This is a genomic window from Paenibacillus caseinilyticus (genome assembly GCF_027533645.1).
Taxonomy (GTDB): Bacteria; Bacillota; Bacilli; order Paenibacillales; family NBRC-103111; genus Paenibacillus_G; species Paenibacillus_G caseinilyticus.
The window spans coordinates 26,019-49,922 of the sequence record NZ_JAQAGY010000007.1; the positions used below are offsets into that span (position 1 = coordinate 26,019).

1 protein-coding gene is annotated in these 23,904 nt (G+C 63.5%); it reads right to left on the reverse strand.

The features are described 5' to 3' along the window. The gene (locus O9H32_RS12495; RefSeq protein ID WP_269866432.1) at nucleotides 1–23,766 is read right to left on the reverse strand and encodes a non-ribosomal peptide synthase/polyketide synthase; all 23,766 of its coding nucleotides are present in this window, start codon (nucleotides 23,764–23,766) and stop codon (nucleotides 1–3) included. Between the last annotated feature and the right edge of the window lie 138 nt (nucleotides 23,767–23,904).

The window sequence follows — 23,904 nt, forward strand, 5'->3', positions numbered from 1 at the left end:
TTAAGACAATACGGCTTTGCTGTGCGGCTGACTCTCCAGGATCGTACGGAGGATCTGCTTCAGCACCTTCGCGTTCTCCCCGACATAACCTGCGTCGAGCAGCACATCGTGTGTGCCGATCACCTCATATTCCTCGTACCCGCCGAGCGCCGGCTGCTGCCAGAGCAGCTTGTCGGACGGCGTCTGCGCAGGACCTGCGGAAGCGCCCTCCGCGACCAGCGCGTGAATGGCGGCCCGAACTTCACCCGAGTTCACGAGTTCGTTGCGGTAGAGGGAGTAGACGAGCATTTTGTTCTTGACCCGCTGTCTGTCGTCCGGTTCGGCCAGGAAAGCCTTGTACTGGTCCGCAATGCTGTCCAGTACCGCTTCCGCCACTTCTTCGAGCTGCTCCGGCGTCGACTCGTCCCGGGCTGTTTTCCGGAGGGCATCCACCATAATCAGATCGCTGACGCGGTGTCCGCGGCTCTCCATCGCCTTGGCTACCTCGAATGCTAAGTTGCCGCCGAGCGAGTAGCCCAGGAAGACGTATGGCCCTTCACCCTGCAAGCCGGTGATCGCCTCCACATAGCGGTCCAGCATCTCCTGCCCCTGGAACCGGTCACCGATGAATTCGAGTCCGATCACTTCGGCCAAGCCTTCCAGCTCACGTGCCATCTCATAGTAGCCGAGCGCATAGCCGACCCGCGGCGGGAAGCAGAACACCTTGAGGTTTCCTCCTCCAGGGAAGCGGAGAATCTCCATATCTTCCCCATTCGCGTCCTGCTCGGCCTGCAGCTTGGAAACCTCGAAAGCCATCTCTTCCACAGTAGGCCGGTTGAACACGGTCTGAAGCGGAAGCTGCACACCCATTACCGATTGGACCTTCTGGATGAGACCCAGCACCTTCAGCGAATGGCCGCCGAGCTCGAAGAACGAATCCTTGACGCCGAGCTCCTGCACCCCGAGCACTTCGGACCAGATGCCCGCCAGCTGCGCTTCGGCCGGCGTGCGCGGCGCCACATAGTCCGCCCCGCTCCGCAGCAGGCTCTCCGGTGCCGGCAGCGCCTTGCGGTCGAGCTTGCCGTTCGGGTTCAGCGGCATCTGCGCCAGCTGGACGAAGGCGGTCGGGATCATGTATCCCGGCAGTCCGCCCGTCAGCGCCCCGCGCAGCTCGCCGGCAGCCAGCTCCCGTTCGGCTGTGAAGTACGCGCAGAGCTGATGGTGGCCGGCAGCGTCAGGCAGCGCCAGGACGACAGCCTCTTGGACGGCTGGCACCTTGAGGATCTGCGCTTCCACCTCGCCGAGTTCGATCCGGTAGCCACGGATCTTGACCTGGTGGTCGATCCGGCCGAGATACTCGATGTTGCCGTCCGGCAGCCACCGGGCAAGGTCGCCCGTGCGGTAGATCCGCTGTCCGGGCTTGTACGGATGGGCGATGAACTTCTCTGCCGTGAGGTCCGGACGGCCGTAGTAGCCCCGGGCCACCCCTTCGCCGGCGATGCAGAGCTCGCCCGGCACGCCGACCGGGGCGATACGTGAAGCCCCGTCCATCATCCACACCTGGACATTGGCATACGGCTTGCCGATCGGCACGTGCGTCAGGGACGCCGTTGCGCGGGTCGTCGTATACCGGGTCGCATAGACGGCTGCTTCCGTCGGTCCGTAGATGTTCTCGAGCACGGCGTTCGGCGATACCTGGTAGTACGCTTCGACCAGCTTCGCCGGCAGCGTCTCCCCGCAGGCGAACAAGTATTTCAGGGTGGTGAAGCCTTCGATACCCGAGTCCTTCAGATGCTGTACGAGTACGCTAAGCATGGACGGCACGAGGTTGAGATGCGTAATGCGTCCCGCATCCACCGCGGCGAGCAGCGCCGCCGGATCTTTGTCCGCGCCCTGCGGCAGGATGACCAGTGTTCCCTGCCCGAAGAACCAGCAGAAGAGCTCCGGTACCGAGAAGTCGAAGGTGAACGTCGTCTTGAGCAGGAAGCGGTCGCCCGCCAGCATCGGGTATTCGGCTTCGAGCTGGCTCAGCGTATGCACCGCCGCCCGGTGCTCAATCATGACGCCCTTCGGCCGTCCCGTCGATCCCGAGGTGTAGATGATATACGCCAGGTGCTCCGGCCCCGCCGCCGGCTGCAGATCCGAGCCGTCCGGATCATAGGCCTGCGGATCGTCCAGGAGCACAAGCGCGCCTTCGAACGGGAAGCGGTCCTGCAAGCCGGCCTTCGTCAGGAGCAGCTTCGCCCCCGAGTCTTCCAGCATGTAGCGGATACGGTCCTCCGGGAATTCGGGATCGATCGGCACATAAGCGCCGCCCGCTTTGAGGATGGCATGGATGCCGACGATCATCTCCGGCGACCGTTCGACCATGATGCCGACCGGCTGATCCGGTACGACGCCTTGGGCGCGCAGCGTGCGGGCCAGTCGGTTCGCCCGGCGGTGAAGCTCGCCGTATGTCATCTCCTGCTCCCCGTAGACGAGGGCTGTACGGTCAGGCGTGCGCGAGGCCTGGGCCTCGAACATGCCGTGGATGGTCACCTCCCTCGGATACGGCGCCGCCGTATCTCCCCATACGTCCATAATCTGATCTTTCTCCTCCGGCGTGATCAGTTCGAGTTCGTCGACGCGTATGCCCGGATCCGCCGCCACGCCTTCCAGAATTTGCGCCAAGTGCCCTTGGATCCGCTCCACGCTCTCCCGCTCGTAGACCCGGGCGTTATAGCGGTACAGCACTTGCATGTTCGCACCCGGAAGCACGATCAGGTTGAAGTCGTAATTCGTCTGCTCGAACATCTGCACATCGGTTATCTCGAATTCGGCGCCGTCGCCGGCTCCTTTTTCCTCCAGGTGTTCTTCCACCGGATAATTCTCGAACACCATGATATGCGAGAGCAGATCCTGCTTCTGCTCGCTCTGCGCCTGAATCTCGTAGATCGGATAGGAATCGTGCGCATGGCCTCCGAGGAAAAGCTCCTGCTGCCTCCTCATGACCTCGGCGAACGTATCCCCCGCCTCGGTGCGCACCCGGACCGGCACGGTGTTGATGAAGAGGCCGACCATGCTCTCAATGCCCGGGATCTCCGCAGGCCTTCCGGATACGACGCTGCCGAAGACGACGTCCCTGCTGCCGTTGTAGCGCTGGAGCACGAGACCCCAGGCCGTCTGCATCAAGGTGTTCACCGTCACCTGGTACCGCTTCGCGGCGGCTTCCAGGCCGCGGGTCAGCTCCGAACCCAGCGTGAAGACCAGCTTCTCGGAGAGATACTCCCCTGCCGTTCCCGGCGTCTGCGGCAGCGCTTGAGGCAGCTTCGTCTGCTGCTCATAGCCTTCCAGATAGCCTCTCCAGTAAGCCGAAGCCGCCTCGTCGTCCTGTGCCTCCAGCCACTCGATATACCGGCTGTACGGCACCGCCGCAGGGAGTTCCGGCACACGCTGCTCCCGGAGAGCCGCGTAAGTCTCGAACACTTCCTGGATCACGAGCGGCATGCACCAGCCGTCCATGATGATGTGGTGGAAGCTCCAGAGCAGCAGGTATTCCTCGTCCGCCGTCCGCAGTACCGCCACTCGCAGCAGCGGATCCTCGGCGAGATCGAAGCCCTGCTTCTTATCCTGGAGGGCGAACGCTTCGATCTTCGCCTCCTTCTCTGCCTCGCCCAGACCGCGGAGGTCTTGGGTGAGGAAGCCGACCGGGCGTTCGCGGAAGACGGCCTGTACGGGGTGTTCGCCCCAGCCGGCGAAGAAATTCGTGCGGAGCACGGCATGACGCCGGGTCAGCTCCCCGAAGCTCCTCTCGAAATCCGCCGCGTAGAAGCTGCCCTTGATCTCGAAGCGCGCCTGCTCGAAGTAAGCTTCGGAGCCGGGCTCCAGGAGGCTGTGAAACAGCATGCCCTTCTGCATCGGCGTCAGCTTGTAGATGTTCTCGATGGCGCCGATATGCCGTGTCCGCTCCTCCAGCTCGATGAGCTTCTCTTGCGTAACTTCGCGGAGCAGCACGTCGCTTGGGGTCAGCTCCGTCCGCTCTTGGCGTACGCAGTGGCCGATCACCTCGCTCAGGGCTTGTTGAAGCAGCCCCGCGAACCGGTCTGCCGTCTCGCGGAAGAACTGCCGGTTGTTGTAGCTTACCGAGAGCTGCAGCTCGCCGTCCGCGATGAGGCCGTTGATGCTAAGAGCCTGGTGCTGCTGCGTCCGGCCGCTGACGTCGGAGCCTGTAGGGTAAGGGGATACCTGCAGACCGCTGCCGGCCAGATCCTGGTCGAACTGCCCCAGGTAGTTGAAGGTAATCTCCGGCTCGGCCTGGCCGAAGGAATCCCCGGCGGCTCCGCTTAGATACTTCAGAATGCCGTACCCGACGCCCTTATTCGGGATGCGGCGCAGCCCTTCCTTCACCCGCTTGATGCGGTCGCCGATCGGGAGTCCTGCCTCCATGTCCAGCACGACAGGGTATTGGCTTGTGAACCAGCCTACCGTGCGAGAGATGTCCAGCTCCGGCACGACCGGTTCCCGCCCGTGCCCTTCAAGGGTCACGCCTACGCGGCTGCTGCCGGTCCATGCCTGCACCGCCATGCCGAGCGCGGTCAGCAAGAGATCGTTCGCTTCCGTCGTATAAGCGCGGTGCGCGCCTCTTAAGAACTGCTCCGTCTCTTCGCGGCTCAGACGTACCGTGACGGCCTCGCTGTCCTGTACGAGCCGCTCGCCGTCAGGTCGATCCTTCGGCAGAGGCTCGAAGCCTTCGCCCAGGGCGCTCTCCCAGAACGTCCGCTCAGCTTCCGCTTCCGGACGGGACGCATACCGCACAAGCCCTTCAGCCCAGGCTTGGTACGAATCGGTCTTCGGCGGCAGCGACACCGGCTCACCCCGCAGAGCTTGCCCATAGCCTTCGGCGAGATCCTCGAAGAGAATCCGCCACGACACGCCGTCGACCGCCAAGTGATGGATGACGATGAGCAGGTGGTCCCCGTCATGGCAGCGGAACAGACCAAGCTTGAGAAGCGGCCCTTCTTCAAGGGAGATGCTCCGCTGGATCGCATCAGCATAGGCGGAGACCGCCGCCCCCGGATCTTCCTCCGTCCGCAGATCATAAGACGCGAGGCTGTAGAATTCGCCCTCGGCAAGGCCGCGGTTCCACGCTTCATAGCCGTGCTCCCCTTGCCGGAGCACAAGACGCAGGGCGTCATGATGTTCGGCAAGCTTCCGGAGCACCGCAGCCAGCGCTTCGGCGTCGAAGCCATCAGGGCTGTACAGCATCACCGATTGGTTGAAGTGATGCGGCTCGGCCGGTGCTTGGTCCAAGAACCAGCGCTGTGCCGGCGTCAAGGTCACTTCCCCGCTCACCGGGCCTTGGTCGGCGATCCGGAGGACGGCTTGAACCCGCGGAGCGAGCTCCGCGACCGTCGGATGGGCGAACAGATCCTTCATCTCCAGCTTGTAGCCGGCCTGCAGCAGCCGGGAGGAGACTTGAATCGACTTGATCGAATCGCCGCCGAGCTCGAAGAAATTGTCATGGATGCCGATCTGCGCCGCGCCGAGCACGCCCTGCCATACGGCGGCCAGGATACGCTCGGGCTCTGTACGAGGAGCGGTGTAAGCCGCCCCGGATCTTACGCCCGCGCTCGGCGCCGGAAGCGCCTTGCGGTCCAGCTTGCCGTTCGGCGTCAGCGGCATGGCTTCCAGCTGCACGAAGTACGACGGGATCATATAGCCGGGGAGTTCGCCGGCCAGCCGGCTTCTCAGCTCGCTGACGGCCAGTTCCCGGCCGGCCGTGAAGTAGGCGCAGAGCGCCTTCTGTCCGGCTTCGTCTTCCCAAGCGACGGCGACCGCTTCTTCCACGAGCGGAAGCTCCAGCAGCTTCGCCTCGACCTCGCCGAGCTCGATCCGGTAACCGCGGATCTTGACCTGGTGGTCGATCCGCCCCAGGTATTCGATCGTGCCGTCCGGCAGACGCCGGGCCAAGTCGCCCGTGCGGTACATGCGGGTTCCCGGCGAGAACGGATTCGGTACGAACTTCTCCTCCGTGAGCTCAGGCCGGTTCCAGTAGCCGCGGGCTACGCCATCGCCGCCGATATACATCTCTCCGGCCACGCCCGCCGGCACGAGGCGGCGCTGCGCGTCCAGGATGTGGATGTCCACGTTGGCGGCAGGCACACCGATCGGCACAGACTCCCGCGTATCGGCCTGGGGATCGTAGCGGTGAATCATGCAGCCGACGACCGTCTCGGTCGGGCCGTATTCGTTGTAGATCTCGACATGGCCGCCGAAGAGCTCCGTGACCGTCCGCGACAGATGCGTCGTCAGGTTCTCCCCGCCCACGATCAGCTTGCGGATGCGCGGGGCTGCCGGCAGGCTCATCTCCTTGAGCAGGCCCAGATGGGTCGGCGTCAGCTTGAGGATGTCGACGGCATTCTCCCGCACGATATGCTGGACGATCTCCGCCTTGTCGATGCCTTCGTAGATCCGCACCGTTCCTCCGCTGAGCAGCGGAGTGAAAATCGAAGTCACCGTCAGGTCGAACGAGATCGATGAGTAGAGCGGGAACGTCAGCGGCTCACCGCCGGTGTAGGCATCCATCGCCCACCAGATGTAATTCACGAGGCCCTGATGGGTGATCATGGTGCCTTTGGGCCGGCCTGTCGTACCCGAAGTATAGATCAGATACACCAGATCGTCCGGCTTCACCTCGGCCTCTGGGCTTACCGCCTCGCCGACGTACATCTGCGGATCGTCGAGCTCCAGACGGACTCCGTCGAATGGGGCCAGTCCCGCCAGATGGCTCTGGGTCAGCAGAATCCGGGCGCCGCAATCCTCCAGGATATACTGGATCCGATCCTGCGGGTATTCCGGATCGATCGGTACATAGGCTCCTCCTGCTTTGAGCACGCCGAGTATGGCGACGAGCAGCTCCAGGGAACGGTCCGCGAGCAGGCCGACGGCCTGTTCGCTCCGCAGACCTTGGGCCCGCAGCGCAGTGGCCAGCCGATTCGCCTGTTCGTCGAGCTCGCGGTAGGTCATTCGTCCGCTTCCGCTGACGGCGGCAAGGGCATCCGGCGTCCGGCGCGCCTGCGCTTCGAACAGACGGTGAATCGCCTGCTCCCGCGGGTAGGCCGCACGGGCTCCCGAAGCGAGGCCGAACAGCTGCGCGCGCTCCTCAGCAGTGACGAGCTCGAGCTCGCCCACCGGACGCTCCGGCCGTGCCGCCGTCTGTTCCAGCATATGCAGCAGATGCCCACCGATCCGCTCGATGGCCGCCGGCTCGTAGGCAAGCGCATTGTACCGGATGCATACCCGGATGTCCCCGCCCGGGATGACGATCAGGTTGAAGTCGTAGTTCGTCTGCTCGAACATGCGGAAGTCTGCTACCTCCAGCGACTCGCTGTCCGCGCCGCCTTGCTCCACCTGCTCTTCCAGCGGGTAATTTTCAAAGATCATGATATGCGACAGCAGATCCTGCTTCTGGGCGGTCCTGCCTTGAATCTCGTAGAGCGGATGCGTGTCGTAAGCGCGGCCCGCCAGGGACTGGGCTTGCACGCGCCGGAGCACGTCGGCGAAGGCTTCGTCTTCCGAGGCCTGTACGCGGACCGGCACCGTGTTGATGAAGAGGCCGACCATGCTTTCGATGCCCGGGATCTCCGCCGGTCTGCCCGACACCACGCTGCCGAAGACGACATCCGTGCTGTCGTTATACCGCTGGAGGATGATCCCCCAAGCCGTCTGCATGAGCGTGTTGACGGTCACCCCGTGCCGCTTCGCGGCAAGCTCGAGTCTGCCCGTCAGTTCCTCGCCGAGACCGATGGCATGCTCCTGCAGATCATAGCTCTGAGAACCGGCCTGCGCCGCCTTGGCACTCCCTGCCGGCAGCGCCGTCTGTCCTTCGTAGCCTTCGAGATAGCGGCTCCAGTACGATGCCGCTTCTTCGCTGTCCTGCGCCTCCAGCCATTCGATATACCGGCTGTACGGATGGGCCGCAGGCAGGGCGGGCTGTCTGTTCTGACGCAGCGCGGAGTAGTGCTCGAAGAGCTCCTGCGTGATGATCGGAATGCACCAGCCGTCGACGATGATGTGGTGGAAGCTCCACAGCACGCGGCAGCGGTCGTCCGCCGTCTGCACAACCGCCACCCGCATCAGCGGGTCTTCGTCCAGCCGGAAGCCGCGGGCCATATCGTCCGCCGCATAGGCGGCGAAGGCCGCTTCCTGCTCCTGCGGAGTCTGCCCGCGCAGATCCAAGACCGTCTGCGGGATCGGGCGCTCCTTGAATACCACTTGCAAGGACTGATCCCCGAACCCGCTGAAGAAATTCGTCCGCAGGACGGCATGTCTGCATGCCAGCGCCTGGAAGCTCTCCGCGAACGTCTGCGCATCGAAGGCGCCGTGAAGCTCGAACGAAGCCTGCTCGAAGTACGAGGAAGAACCCGGATGAAGCAGGCTGTGGAACAGCATGCCCTGCTGCATCGGCGTCAGCTTGTACACATCCTCGATCTCGCCGAGATGGGCCGTCTCTGCGGTCAACCGCTCCAGCTCGCCGATCGACAAGCCCCGGAAGAGAACATCGCTCGGCGTCAGCTGCGGCTGCTCCTGCGCCGCGCAGTGGCGGATCACCTCGCTGAGACTCGACTGCAGCAGGGATGCCAGCGACTCCACCGTCTCCCTGCGGTATTGCTTGCTGCTGTAGGTGATCGACAGCGAGAGCTCCCCGCCGGCGATCATGCCGTTGAGATCCAAGGCATAATGCAGCGGCGTCTGATCTCCCAGCGCTTGGCCTGCGGAGTAAGGAGAAAGCTGCAGGGCATTGCCGTCGAGATCCTGGTCGAACTGTCCGAGATAGTTGAAGGAGATCTCCGGCTCGGCCGTGAAGCCTGCATCGCCGGTTCCCGGTGCGGCCAAGTACTTCAGAAGCCCGTAGCCGATGCCTTTGTTCGGTACCGCCCGCAGCCCTTCTTTCACCTGCTTGATGGTGGCGGAGAGCTCCCCGGCATGCCCGAGGTCCAGCAGGACCGGATACTGGGTGGTGAACCAGCCGACGGTACGGGTGGTGTCGAGCCCCGGAACGATCGGCTCGCGTCCGTGTCCCTCGAGATTCACGAGCACCCGCTGGAGGCCCGACCACTCCCGGACCGCCATGCCGAGCGCGGTCAGGAGCAGGTCGTTCGTCTCCGTATGGTACGCCCGGTTCGCCCGGCGCAAGAGCAGCTCGGTCTCTTCCGCGGACCATGCGACCGTCACCGCATCACTGTCACGGATCGTCCCCGCTTCCTCCGCCGTATCCTTCGGCAGCGGGGCAAGCTCTGCCTTCTCCGTGGTGCTCCAGAAGGCCCGCTCCCGGTCAAGCGCCTCGCCAGCGGCATACTGTGCCGCCTGCTGCGACCACAGCAAGAACGAATCGGTCTTGTGCGGAAGCGCAATCTCCTTCCCGGCCAGCGCCTGCTCGTAACCCGCCGCGAGATCCTCGAAGAGAATGCGCCAGGAGACGCCGTCGACGACCAGGTGATGAATAGCGATCAGCAGATGGTCGCCGTCCGCGGCGCGGAACAGACCCAGCTTCAGCAGCGGCCCCTTCTCCAGATGGAAGCCCCTCTGGATCTCGTCCGCCTTGGCTTCCACGGCGGCTGCGGCATCCTCGCAACCGCGTACGTCGGTCACCTCCAGGGTATAGAGCTCCCCTTCGGCCGCTCCCCGGTTCCATGCCTCGTACCCGCCGTCCACGGCGCGGAACGACATGCGCAGCGCGTCATGATGCCAGGCAAGCTTCGTCATCGTCTGCCGGAGCGCCGCTTCGTCGAACCCGTCCGTCCGGTGCAGCATGACGGCATGGTTGTAATGGTGCGGCTGCGCCGTGTGGCGCTCGAAGAACCACCGCTGGATCGGCATGAGCTCCGCCTTGCCCTGGATCTCGCCCTGCTCTGCCATGCGGCCTGCCGCCTGAAGGAACGGGCTCAGCTCCGCAATCGTCGGATATTTGAAGAGATCCTTCATCTCCAGCTTGTATCCGGCCTGGAACAGCCGGGAAGACACCTGGATCGCCTTGATGGAATCCCCGCCGAGATCGAAGAAGTGGTCGTGGATCCCGACCTGCCGCACTCCGAGCACACTCTGCCATACGGCTGCCAGCGCTTCTTCGGCCGCCGTCCCGGGCGGCGCGTAAGCCGCGCCTGTCGCGAGGCCGGCGCTAGGGGCCGGCAGCGCCCTGCGGTCCAGCTTGCCGTTCGGCGTCAGAGGCATCTGCTCCATCTGCACGAAGTAAGATGGAATCATATATCCCGGCAGCTCGGCTGCCAAGGCTTGCCTCAGCTCGGCCGGCGTCAATGCCCGCTCCGCCGTGAAGTAGGCAGCGAGCGCCTTCTGTCCGCTGCCGTCTTCGGCCGCCAGCACGACGGCTTCCCTGACCGCCGGGGCGCGGAGCAGCTTCGCTTCCACTTCGCCCAGCTCGATCCGGTAGCCCCGGATTTTGACTTGCTGGTCGATCCGGCCCAGGTATTCGATCGTGCCGTCCGGCAGCCACCGCGCCAGGTCTCCGGAACGGTATACCCGCTCACCCGCCGCCAGCGGATGATCGGTGAACTTCTCGCTCGTCAGCTCCGGCCGGTTCAGGTAGCCGCGCGCCAGGCCGTCACCGGCGATATAGAGCTCTCCCGGGATGCCGACCGGCTGCGGACGCCGCTGTCCGTCGAGAATGTACGCCTGCAGCGTCGGAATCGCGGTCCCGATATTGCTGCGTCCCGCCGCGATCTCGGCTTCCGTGATTTCTTTGTAGGTGACGTGCACGGTCGTTTCGGTAATCCCATACATGTTGATGAGCTGCACATGCGGGTACTTCGCTCTCCAATCCCGCAGCAGGGCCGGGCTCAGCGCCTCCCCGCCGAAGACGATCATGCGCAGGCCGAGCTCGGCTGTGCCGCGGCCCAGTTCCTCCTGCATGAGCTGGTAGAAGTACGTAGGTGTCTGGTTGAGGATCGTGACCTTCTGCTCCTGAAGCAGACGACGGAACCCTTCGGGGCTCTTCGCGGTCATGGCCGGCACGATCACGAGACGGCCGCCGTTCAGCAGCGCGCCGTACATCTCCCAGACGGAGAAGTCGAAGCAGAACGAGTGGAACAGCGTCCACGTGTCCTCCGGACCAAAATCGAACAGATTGCGGTCGTTGAAGAGCAGCCGCACCACGTTGCGGTGTTCGATCAGCGTCCCCTTCGGCCTTCCCGTCGTGCCGGACGTGTAGATAACATACGCCAGGTTCTCCGGTCCGGCCGCCACTTCCAGGTTCTCTGCCTCCGGGCCTTCGGACACCGTGCCGGACAGATCCAGGATGGTCCCGGTGAAGAAGGACACAAGGTCCGCCTGATGAGGCTGCGCCAGCAGCAGTCCGGCCCCCGAATCTTCGAGCATGAAGCGGATGCGGTCTTCCGGATAGTCCGGATCGACCGGAACATAGGCCCCGCCGGCCTTCAGAATAGCCAGAATGCCGACGACCGTCTCCACGGACCTCTCCGCAAGAATCCCGACGAGTCCGTCCGGCTGGAGGCCGTGTTCCTTCAGCCTGCGGGCCAATACGTTCGCCCGTCCGCTCAGCTCGCCGTAGGTTAACGACACTTCTTCGCAGACGACCGCCACCGCCTGCGGCGTACGGGCGGCCTGTTCCTCGAACAGCCCGTGGATCGTCTTCTCCCGCGGATAATCTGCCGGAGCGGCGCTCCAGAATTCGGCCAACCGCGCTTTCTCCTGCGGTGTGACGATATCGATGGCCGCCAGCGTTCCTTGCGGATTCGCTGCCGCGGTACGGAGCAGCTGTGCAAAGTGGCCGGCCATCCGCTCGGCCGTCTCCCGCTTGAAGATGGCGGTCGCATATTCGATTGTGCACTCCAGAGCATCCCCGGCTTCGGTGACGGTGAGCGTCAGATCGAACTTCGCCGCCGGATGGCTATTGCCGTAAGGCGTGAAGCGCAGCCCCTCGATCTCCTGTTCGCCCTGCTCCGTATTCTGGAGCACGAGCATCGTATCGAAGAGCGGATTGCGGCTGAGGTCCCGCTGCAGCTGCAGCTTCTCCACGAGCTCCTCTAACGGGTAATCCCCGTTCTCGAAGGCCTTCAGCGCCGTTTCTTTCACTTCCTGCAGATAGGCGGCGAAGGACTTGTCCCCTTCTGGATACGTACGCAGCGCGAGCGTGCCGACGAACATCCCGATGAGCCCCTGCAGATCCGCATGGGACCGGCCGGCTACCGGCGAACCCACGATAATGTCGTCCTGGCCGGTGTACTTGTGCAGCAGCGCCGTATACGCGGCGAGCAGCACCATGTACAGGGTGGAGCCGGATGCCGCGGCAAGCTCCTGCAGCGAACGGCTCAGTTCGGAGTCGAGGCGGAAGGCGATCCGGTCGCCCGCGAAGCTGCGTACGGCCGGCCGCACTTCATCCCCCGGCAGATCCAGCACCGGCAGGCTGCCGCGGAAGGCTTCGAGCCAGTAGGCCTGCTGCGACTGAAGTCGCCCGCTGCCGAGCTGCTCCTGCTGCCATACCGCATAATCCTTGTATTGGATCCGCAGCGGCGGCAGCTCCTCCCCTTGATAGAGGCGGATGAATTCTTCCACAAGCAGGTTCATCGAGACGCCGTCGGAGACGATATGATGCATATCGAACAAGAGCAGGTGGCGCTCCGCCGAGAGCCGGATGAGTCCGGCGCGCAGCAGCGGGGCTGTGCCCAAGTCGAAGGCTTGCACGAACCCGCGGACCGCGCTTTGCGCCTCCTCCTCGCCAAGCTCCTCGTAATTCAGGGTGAACGGCACCTCCGCCAGCACCTGCTGCACCGGCTCCCCGTTCACAGTGAGGAAACGGGTGCGCAGCGAGTCGTGGCGGCGGATCAGCGCACGGAACGCTTCTTCCATCCGTCCGCGGTCCAAGGCTCCTTCCACTTGAAGCACGCCCGGCATATTATAGCTGAGCTCCCCGCCTTCGAGCTGGCTCAGAATGAACAGCCGCTTCTGGGCTGAGGACACAGGATAATACTCCCTGGCGCCAGCGGCCGGTATATCGGAGGCCGCCTCGGCATCCCGCTGTTCCAGCACCCCGGCCAGCGCTTCGATCGTAGGCGACTGGAATACCTCTCGCAGACTGACCTCGCGGTTCAGCTCCTTACGGATTCGCGTGACGAGCAGGGCTGCCCGCAGCGAATGCCCGCCGAGGTCGAAGAAATTATCCTGCACCCCGATGTTCTTCACGCCGAGAACCTCCTGCCAGAGGACGGCCAGCTCACGCTCGGCCGCCGTTCTAGGGGCGGTAAAGGCTTCTTCGGCAGACGCGCGGTCTACAGGCGAAGGCAGCGCCCTGCGGTCGACTTTGCCGTTCGGCGTCAGCGGCATGCCCCCGAGCTGAACGAAGTACGTCGGGATCATATACCCCGGCACGGCGTCCGCGAGCGCTTCCCGCAGCTCGCCTGCGGCGAGTTGGCGCTCTGCCACGAAGTAAGCGCAGAGGTCCTTCTGCCCGTCAGGGTCTTGGTGAGCCGTAACCACAGCTTCCTTGACCGACGGCAGCCGGAGCAGCTGTGCTTCCACCTCGCCGAGTTCAATCCGGTAACCCCGGATTTTGACTTGTTGGTCGATGCGGCCGAGGTATTCGATCGTCCCGTCCGGAAGCCATCGGGCCAGATCCCCGGTCCGGTACATGCGCTCGCCGGCTGCGAACGGATTCGCTGCGAACTTCTCCGCCGTCAGGTCAGGGCGCTCGTGGTAGCCTCTTGCGAGTCCGATCCCGGCCACGCAGAGCTCGCCGGCTGCGCCGACGGGCTGCAAGCTGCCGCGCTCATCGACGATATACACGCGGTGGTTGGCAACAGGACGGCCGATCGTAACGACCTCCACAGCCGACTCGTCGTCCGGGGCGGACCATACCGTGGTGCAGATGGAGTCTTCGGTCGGCCCGTAAGCGTTGAAGTAACGCACATGTCCCTTCCACTTCCCGATCAGCTCAGGAGAAGCGGCCGAGCCCGCCGTGAGCAGGCATCTCAGCGACGGCAGACGCTGCGGCTCCAGGTAGGTCGCATAGGCCGGCGGCAGGGTCGCGACGGTGATGCCGTTGTCCGTCAGGAACGACTCGAAGGAAGCATAGTTCAAGATGACCTCCGGCAGCGGAATATACAAGGCCGCTCCGCTGCTCAGCGTCATGAGCAGTTCCGAAGCCGAAGCGTCGAACGACAGGCTCGCGAACTGCACGACGCGGTCCTGCTCCGTCAAGCCGAAGAGCTCCCGGTACACCTGGGCTGCATTGCACAGGCCGCGGTGTTCGACCTCTACGCCCTTCGGACGGCCGGTTGTACCCGACGTATAGATGATATAAGCGAGATCGTCCGGCCCGGCTCCGTCCGCCGGTGTGGAAGTATCGTCACTGTACGACGAAGCTTCGTCGAGGAACAGGTGCGGGCCCTGCCATCCGGCACGCTCCCGCAGACCGCTCTGCGTCAGGAGCAGCTTCGCTCCCGAATCGCCGAGCATGTAGGCGATCCGCTCTTCCGGATACTCGGGATCGATCGGCACGTACGCGCCGCCGGCCTTCAGGATGCCGTAGACGCCGACCACCATCTCGAGCGACCGCCCTACGAGCAATCCGACCGGATCGCCGGTCTTCACGCCCAGGGAGCGGAGCTTGTGCGCCAGCCTGTTGGCCCTCTCTTGGAGCTCGCCGTAGGTCAGGCTGTGCTGACCGCAGATCACCGCTGCGGCATCCGGCGTACGCGCGGCCTGCTCCTCGAAGAGGCCGTGGTAGGTGGTGCGGTCCGGATAGCCGGCCGCCGTAGCTCCCCACACGTCCAGGATGAGCTCCCGCTCCTGCGGCGTAATCAGCTCCAGGTCATCCACCCGGATGCCCGGGTCTGCTGCGATCTGTTCGAGAAGATGGACCAGATGGCCCCGGATGCGGTCGACATCCTTCCGGTCGTAGACGAGCGCGTTGTATTGGAAATGCAGCGCCATGTCTTCTCCGGGCAGCACGATCAGGTTGAAATCGTAGTTGGACTGCTCGAGCAGCGCGGCGTCCCGAATCTCGAAGAGGTCTTCGCCTCCGCCGAGCCGCTCGACTTCTTCTTCGACCGGATAGTTCTCGAACACCATAATGTGCGAGATGAGATCCTGCTTCTGCTCGGTCTGCGCCTGAATCTCGAACAGCGGGTACGTCCCGTGGGCATGGGACGCCAGATAGCGTTCCTGCTGCCGCTTCACCAGCTCGGAGAAGCTGAGGTTCTCCTCAGTCGTTACGCGCACCGGTGTCGTGTTGATGAAGAGACCGATCATGCGCTCGACGCCCGGAATCTCTGCAGGTCTTCCCGAGACGACGCTGCCGAAGACCACATCCCTGCTGCGGTTATAGCGCTGAAGCGCGATGCCCCAGACGGATTGCAGCAGCGTGTTCACGGTGACGTGCGACGACTTAGCCGCCTGCTCCAACTGTCCCGTCAAGGACGGCCCAAGCGTGCACACCAGCTTCTCCGCCGTATAACCGGCTTGGCGGCCGGCGGCACGCGTCAGCGGAAGCACCGTCTGCTGCTCGTAGCCTGCCAGATAGCCTCTCCAATAGTCGGCCGCGGCATCTTGGTCCTGCCCGTCCAGCCATTCGATGTAACGGCTGTATGGCGTCACTTCAGCCAGGCGCGGGTCTCTGCCTTCCAGTCCGGCGTAATAATGCTCGAACACTTCCTGCGTGATCAGCGGGATGCACCAGCCGTCCATCACGATATGATGGAAGCTCCAGATGAGACGGTAGTCTTCTTCTCCCGTGCGGAGGATCGAGACGCGCAGCAGGGCATCCTCGGCAAGGTCGAAGCCCCGGGACTGGTCTTCGGCGGCGAAGGCCGACAGGTAGGCGTCGCGCTGGGCGTCATTCATCCCTCTCAGATCCTCGTAGACGAATTCGGCTCGCTTGTCCCGGAAGACGACCTGCAGCGGCCCGCCGGCCCACCCGCTGTAGAAGTTCGTGCGGAGAATCGCATGTCGCCGCACGAGCGCATTCAGACTGCGGCCGAACAGGTCCGGCTGGAAGCTTCCGACGAGATCGAAAGCCGCCTGCTCGAAGTACGCTCCCGTGCCCGGCTCAAGCTCGGCATGGAACAGCATCCCCTTCTGCATCGGGGTGAGGCCGTAGACGTTCTCCACATCCCCGAGGTGGGCGGTCCGCTGGACCAGCTCCTCGAGCTCGGCAATGCCGAGTCCCTTCGCCAGCACATCGCTTGGCGTCAATACGGCATGTTCTCTTGTGACGCAGTGACGCAGTACCTCGCGCAGGCTCTCTTCCAAATGCCGCGCCAGCCCTTCCATCGTGGCGGTACGGTACTGTCTGCCGTTGTAGGTGATCGTAAGCGACAGCTCGCCGCCCGTGATCATGCCGTTGATATCGAGGGCATAAGCCGGAGCCGCGGCTCCGCTCTGCGCGCTGCCGGTGCCGTACGCCGACATCTGCAGCGCGCTCTCTTGCAGATCCTGGTCGAACTGCCCCAGATAGTTGAACGAAATCTCGGGGCGCAGGCCGCCTCCGAAGCGTTCTGCCTCCGAAGAGGATCGGAGCAGGCCGTACCCCATTCCTTTGTCCGGGATGCGCCGCAGGCTCTCCTTCACCTGCTTGATGAGCGAGCCCGTTCCCCCGGCTTCGCCTTCCAATACATCCAGAATCACCGGATATTGGCTGGTGAACCAGCCTACCGTACGGGTTATATCGAGATCCGGGACGATCGGCTCGCGGCCGTGCCCCTCGAGATTGACCGCCAGGCGGTGGATGCCCGACCACTTGGAGACGGCGAGTCCGAGCGCCGTCAGAAGCAGATCGTTCGTCTCCGTCCGGTAAGCGCGGTGCGCATGCTTCAGAAGCTGTTCCGTCTCTTCGGCGCTCCACTGCACGGTGACCGACTCGCTGTCCTGCAGCAGCAGGCTTGCGGGAGCCTCATCCTTCGGCAGAGGCTGCAGGCGCTCCTCTTCCAGCGCCCGCCAGTAAGCCCGGTGCTTCTCCATCTCCGGGCTCTCCGCGTAGCGGTGCAGGGCTTCGCCCCAAGCCACGAAGGAGTCGGTCTTCGGCGGGAAGGCGACCGCTTCCCCGCGGACCGCCTGTTCGTAGCCGGCCGCGAAGTCTTCAAAGAGGATCCGCCAGGAGACCCCGTCGACTGCCAAGTGGTGAATGACTAGAAGCAGATGGTCCCCTTCCGGGCAGCGGAACAGGCCGAGCTTGAACAGCGGCCCCTCCTCCAGATCGATGCTGCGCTGGATCCCGTCCGCCAGCCGTTCGACAGCCGCGGCGGGATCCGCTTCCTCCCGCAGATCGGCCATACGCAGCTCGTAGAGTTCGCCTTCGCCAAGACCGCGGTTCCATGCTTCGACACCTTGTTCCGTCTGACGGAACACCAGCCGGAGGGCATCATGATGCTCCGCGAGCTTAGCCGCCACTTGGCGCAGCGCCTCTTCTTCGAAGCCTTGCCCGCTGAACAGCATGACCGCCTGGTTGAAGTGGTGCGAATCCTGCTGTTCCGGGCGGAAGAACCAGCGCTGAATCGGAATCATCCGGAGCGCCCCGCTTACCGGTCCTTGGTCCGCCTGCCTGCCGGCCGGCTTCACCTTGAGACCGAGGCCGGCAATCGTAGGCGCCTGGAAGAGCTCCTTCATCTCGAGCCGGTAGCCCGCCTGCAGGAGGCGCGATGAGACCTGGATCGCCTTGATGGAATCGCCGCCGAGCTCGAAGAAATGGTCGTGGATCCCGACCCGCTCCGCGCCCAGCACACTCTCCCAGACGGAGGCCAGGGCCGCTTCCTCCGGTGTCCGTGGAGCGGTATAGGTACGGCCCGTGTCGGCACCGGCCTTCGGTGCCGGGAGCGCCCTGCGGTTCACCTTGCCGTTGGCCGTCAGCGGCATCCGCTCGAGCTGTACGAAGTACGAAGGCAGCATATAGGCGGGAAGCGCCTGTGCCATCGCCAAGCGGATCTCGCCCGCCGTGAGCGCCCGGTCGGCCACATAGTACGCGCAGAGCTGCTTCTGTCCAGGCTCGTCCTCGCGGACGACCACCGCTGCTTCGCGTACGCCCGGCGTCCGGGCGAGTTCAGCCTCGACCTCGGGCAGCTCGATCCGGTACCCGCGGATTTTGACCTGTTCGTCGATCCGACCCTTGTACTCCAGCGTGCCGTCGGCGAGCCAGCGCACGAGGTCCCCGGTCCGGTAGCAGCGTTCGCCTTCCCGCACGGGACTCGGGATGAACTTCTCCGCCGTGAGGTCCGGCCGGTTCAAGTATCCGCGAGCGACACCGTCGCCGCCCACGAGCAGTTCGCCCCAAGCGCCGACCGGCTGCAGGCGCAGCGAGCCGTCGACCACGTACGCGACCGAGTTGTGGATCGGCCGGCCGATCGGCACGGAGCCTTCCACCCGCTCCGTAACCTTGTGGGTCGTGGAGAACGTCGTGTTCTCCGTCGGACCGTACCCGTTGACGATGACCAGCCCCGGATGCGCATCCAGCACCCGGTTGATATGCGGCACCGAGAGCACGTCGCCGCCGACGAGCAGCGTCTTCAGACCGCCGAACAGATGCTCATCCTGCTGCGAGAGCTGGTTGAAGAGCGGCGAAGTCAGCCACAGCGTCGTGATGCCGTAGGATGCGATCGCTTCCTTCAGCTTCTCGGCGATGAGAATCACCTCGTTGTCCACGAGATAGAGCTGTCCGCCGTTCAGCAGGGCCCCCCAGATCTCGAAGGTGGACGCATCGAATACAACCGCGCCGGTTTGCAGAATCCGCGTGGATTCGTTGAAGTCGGCATAATTCGTCTCTTTGACGAGCCGCACGACGTTGCGGTGTTCGACCATCACCCCTTTCGGGCGGCCGGTCGTACCTGACGTATACATAACATAAGCCAGGCTTTGCGGTCCGCCGGCAGGAGTCCCTGCGGGTTCCGCCTTAGCCCCGCCGGCTTCATAAGCCTCTTCTGCGCTGAGGTCGACCAGCGCTATGCCGTAGTCAGCGGTAACGAGCCCGCTGTGCTGCACAAGCATCAGCTTCGCGCCGGAATCCTCGAGCATGAAGCGGACCCGCTCCTCCGGATACTCCGGATCGACCGGTACGTAGGCACCGCCCGCCTGGAGCACCGCGAGCATGCCGATGACCATCTCGGCGCTCCGTCCGCCCATCACGGCGACCGGCTGCTCAGGCTGCGTGCCGAGCTGCCGCAGCGTCTGCGCAAGCCGACCGGCCCGCTCCGCCAACTCGCGGTAGGTGAGCCGCACGTCGCCGCATACGAGCGCCGTCTTCTCCGGCGAGCGCTCGACTTGCTCCGCGAAGAGCGCGTGGATCGTGCTGCTTGCCGGATACGGTACTGCCGTAGCGTTGAAGACATCGACAATCTGCGCCTTCTCGTGCGGCGTGATCATCTCGATCTCCGAGAGCAGCACCTCCGGATTCTCGGAGACCGCCTCCAGAATCCGCAGCAGATGCATAGCCAGCCTCTCTATGGTCTCCCGGCGGTACAGCGCCGTCGCATACTCGAATCCGAAGACCAGCTCCGAATCCTTCTCGGCCGCATGAAGCGACAAGTCGAACTTGGCCGTGGCCGTATCCAGCTCATACGGCGTGAAGGTCAATCCGCCGATCTCCTGCTCGCCCTGCTCCGTATTCTGCAGTACGAACAAGGTGTCGAAGAGTGGATTGCGGGACGGATCGCGGTCCAGCACCAGCTTATCGACCAGCTCTTCGAACGGATATTCCTGGTGCTGGAGAGCCCCGAGCGATGTCTCTTTGATTTCTTGGAGATACGCCCCGAACGACTTGGCGCCGGACGGCCGGCTGCGCAGAGCCAGCGTGTTCACGAACATCCCGAGGGTGCCGCCGAGATCCGCATGGTTCCTTCCCGCCACAGGCGAGCCGACGATGAGATCCTCCTGGCCCGTATATTGGTGAAGCAGTACGGAGTAGGCCGCCAGCAGCACCATGTAGAGCGTAGTGCCGGTGCGGGCTGCCAGCTCGTGGAGCGCCTGCCTTACAGACTCGTCCAATGGGAAATCGATCCGGCTGCCGGCGAAGCTCCGGACGGCAGGGCGCGGTTTGTCGGCAGGCAGGTCCAGAACCGGCAGCTCGCCGTCCAATGCCTGCAGCCAATACGCTTCCTGTTCCTTCAGCCGGCCGCCCGTAAGCTCCCCGCGCTGCCAGACAGCGTAATCCTTGTAATGGAGCCGCAGCTCCGGCAGAGCCTCTCCACGGTACAGGCGGGTGAATTCATCGATCAGGATCGCGATCGATACCCCGTCCGAGATGATATGATGCATATCGAAGAGCAGCAGGTGGCGGTCTTCGCGCAGGCGGACCAAGCCTACACGCAGCAGCGGTGCCTGGCTAAGATCGAAGGCACGCACGAAGCGCTGGATATGGGATGGTATGTCCGCCTCGGCCTCCTCGGTGAAATCGACTGCGAACGGCACCTCGGCATGAACGCGCTGGAGGGGCTCCCCATCCGATAGATGGAAGCTCGTTCTCAGCGATTCGTGGCGCGCGATGAGGCTGCGGAACGCTGCCTCCAGACGGTCGCGGTCGAGGGCTCCGTCCACCATCAAGGCTCCCGGCATGTTGTAGCTGAGCTCGCCGCCGTCCATCTGGCTCAGTACGTACAAGCGCTTCTGTGCCGAGGACACCGGATAGGCATCGCCCTGCTCCGCAGGCTCAATGGAGACATAAGCGGACGGCGTACGCTCCGCTATGAGGCGGGCCAAACCTTCCACGGTCGGCAACTGGAACACTTCGCGCAGCGAGAGGCTGCAGTTCAATTCCTTATGCACCCGCGAGACGAGCAGCGTCGCCCGCAGGGAGTGGCCGCCGATCTCGAAGAAATTGTCCCGGACGCCGACGCTTGCCACGCCGAGCAGCTCCTGCCAGATTTGCGCGAGCTTGGCTTCTTCGGCGGTTCTCGGCGCCACGTAGGCCTCGCCGGACTGCTGGCTGCCTTCCGGTGCCGGTAGCGCCCGGCGGTCCAGCTTGCCGTTCGGTGTAAGCGGCATGGCTTCCAGACGGACAAAATAAGAGGGGATCATGTAGGACGGCAGCTCGCCGGCCAGCATCCCGCGAAGCTCGCCCGGCGTCAGCTCGCCGGACGCCACATAGTAGGCGCAGAGCAGCTTCTGCCCGAACTCGTCCTCGCGTGCGAGGACGATCGTCTCCCGCACATCCGGCGCTTTGAGGATCTGGGCCTCCACTTCGCCGAGCTCGATGCGGTACCCGCGGATTTTGACTTGATGGTCGATCCGGCCGAGGTACTCGATATTGCCGTCCGGCAGCCAGCGGGCCAGGTCCCCTGTCCGGTACATCCGTTCGCCGTCACGGTACGGGTGCGCCACGAATTTCTCGTCCGTCAGCTCGGGACGGTTCAGATAACCCCGCGCCAGTCCGTCGCCCGCCACATAGAGCTCACCCGGCACCCCGACAGGCAGCAGACGCCGCTGCTCGTCGAGAATGTAGGCGCTGAGCGTCGGGATCGTCGTGCCGATATTGCTTTTGCCTGCAGCGATTTCTCTCTCTGTGATCTCTTTGTAGGTTACATGGACGGTAGTCTCGGTAATCCCGTACATGTTGATGAGCTGGACCTGCGGATACTGGACATGCCAGTCCTTCAGCAGGGCGGGACTCAGCGCTTCGCCGCCGAAGATCACTTTGCGCAGGCTGAGCTCGGCCGACGGATGCCTCAAGGCTTCCTGCAGCAGCTGATAGAAATACGTCGGCGTCTGATTGAGAATCGTGACCCGGCTGTGCTGCAGCAGTTCCAGGAAGGCTTCCGGGCTCTTCGCGGTCAGCGGGGGAACGATGACGAGCCGCCCGCCGTACAGCAGCGCCCCGTACATCTCCCATACGGAGAAATCGAAGCAGAACGAATGGAAGAGCGTCCACGTATCCTGCGGGCCAAAATCGAACAGGTTCTTCTCGTTGAAGAGCAGGCGCACCACGTTCTTGTGCTCGATCAGCGTACCCTTCGGCTTGCCGGTCGTTCCGGAGGTGTAGATGACGTAAGCCAAATGCTCCGCACCGGAGACGGATTCGAGGTTCGAGCCGTCCTCCGCATAGGAGGCGCTGTCGCCGAGATCCAGAATCGTGCCGCCGAACGCCGCACGCGCCACGAGGTGGCTCTGCGTAAGCAGCAGGCGCACGCCCGAATCCCCGAGCATATAGCCGATGCGCTCTTCCGGGTATTCGGGATCGACCGGCACGTAAGCGCCGCCCGCCTTCAGAATCGCGAGAATGCCGACGACCATCTCGAGGGAACGCTCTGCCATAATGCCGACCAGCGTGTCGGCGCCGACGCCCTCTTCCCTCAGACGGCGTGCCAACCGGTTCGCCCGGTCATTCAATGCTTGATATGTAAGATGCTGCTCACCCAGCTCGACGGCCACATGGTCCGGCGTGCGCTGAGCCTGTTCCTCGAAGAGTCCGTGGATGGTCTTCTCGCGCGGATATCCGGCGGCCGTCCCTTCGGAGAGGGCGAGGATGGACTGCTGCTCGGACTCGCTTACCAGCGTAATGTCCCCCACCGTAAGCTGCGGCGACCTCATTACCTGCTCTGCGATCGTCAGCAGCTGGGACACCATGCCGTCCACTTCGCTGCGCTCGAAGAGCTCCGAACGGTAATCGACATGGAGCACGAGCTCGCCTTCGTCGAGCATCTCCACGATATGGAGCACGGCATCGTTCACTTCATCGCCGCAGAAGTCGTAATCCGTGAGAATCCGAACGCCGTCCACATCGACCCAGCTTACGGGGCGGTACTCGATCGAGACGCCGAAGAGACGCTGAATATCCCGGTTGCGGTGCGTCTCGCGCAGCTCCTGGATCAGGCGGTTATACGGATATTTCTGATGGCGGAGAATCGACATCTGATCTTTGGCCACGCCCTGCAGGAAGCCCAGCAGCACTGCATCCTTATCGACATGGGCCCGGGCAGCGGCCGTGCTGACGAACATGCCCATCGTCTGCTTTTCTTTTTTGCTTCCCCGGTTCGCCAGCGACGTACCGATGACCACATCCGGCTGGTTCGTGACTTTGTGCATATAGATATACATAGCGCCCATAAAGAATTGGAACAGCGAGATGCGGTGTTCCCGGCAGAATGCCTGCAGTTCGTTATACAACCCCTCAGGTACCGTATAATGCTCCCGCACGGCAGCCGTGCTGAGCGTCAGCGGGTTATAGGCTTTCCAGCCGGTCAATTCGGGAAGATCGGCGAATTTATCCATCCAGTAGGCCTTGTCTTTGCGGTAACGGTCAGAGAGCTCATACGTCTGTTCTGCAGCGATATAGTCGATATACGAGCAATCCCCCGCGATCGCCGGCTCGTTCCCCTGGATCAGCTCGATGTAATACTCTGTCAGCTGATTGCCGAAGAGCACCATCGAGATGCCGTCCGAGATGATATGATGGACCTTCGTATTGAGCCAGTATTCGTCTTCGCTGATCTTCACAAAGAGAAACTGGAACAGCTCGGCGTCGAACAAAGGCAGCGTCTTGCGCTTGTGGTCTTCGAGCCATGCTTCTGCCTCGGAGACGCTGCCAAAGTGAGTCAAGTCGATGCACTCGAACTGCTTCTCCTGGTACGGCACCACATACTGCCGGGGCTCGCCGTCCACTGAGGTGATGCGGAGGCGGAAGGCGTCGTACTGCTCGATAACCATATTGATGGACTTCATGAAAGCGGTGATGTCGAGCCGGCCCTTCATCTTCACGGTACCGGAGAGCTGGGATACCGACGTCTCCGGATAGAGCAGCTCGGTATACCAAATCCGCTGCTGCGCGTTCGTTAATGGATAATACTGCATGTCAGACATTCCGTTCACTCCTATTCACCCGCCGTCTTATGGGCTTGCTGTATTCCCCTGCCGGAAGGCAGGGACTTCAGGGGACAGACCGGGGACAGAACGGACCTATGCCGCTCTGCCCCGCTCCCGCTTGTCGCCGGTCAATCT

Coding starts and splice junctions, on each gene's coding strand:
- O9H32_RS12495 (WP_269866432.1), bottom strand. CDS start 23,766: ATGTCTGACATGCAGTATTATCCATTAACGAACGCGCAGCAGCGGATT.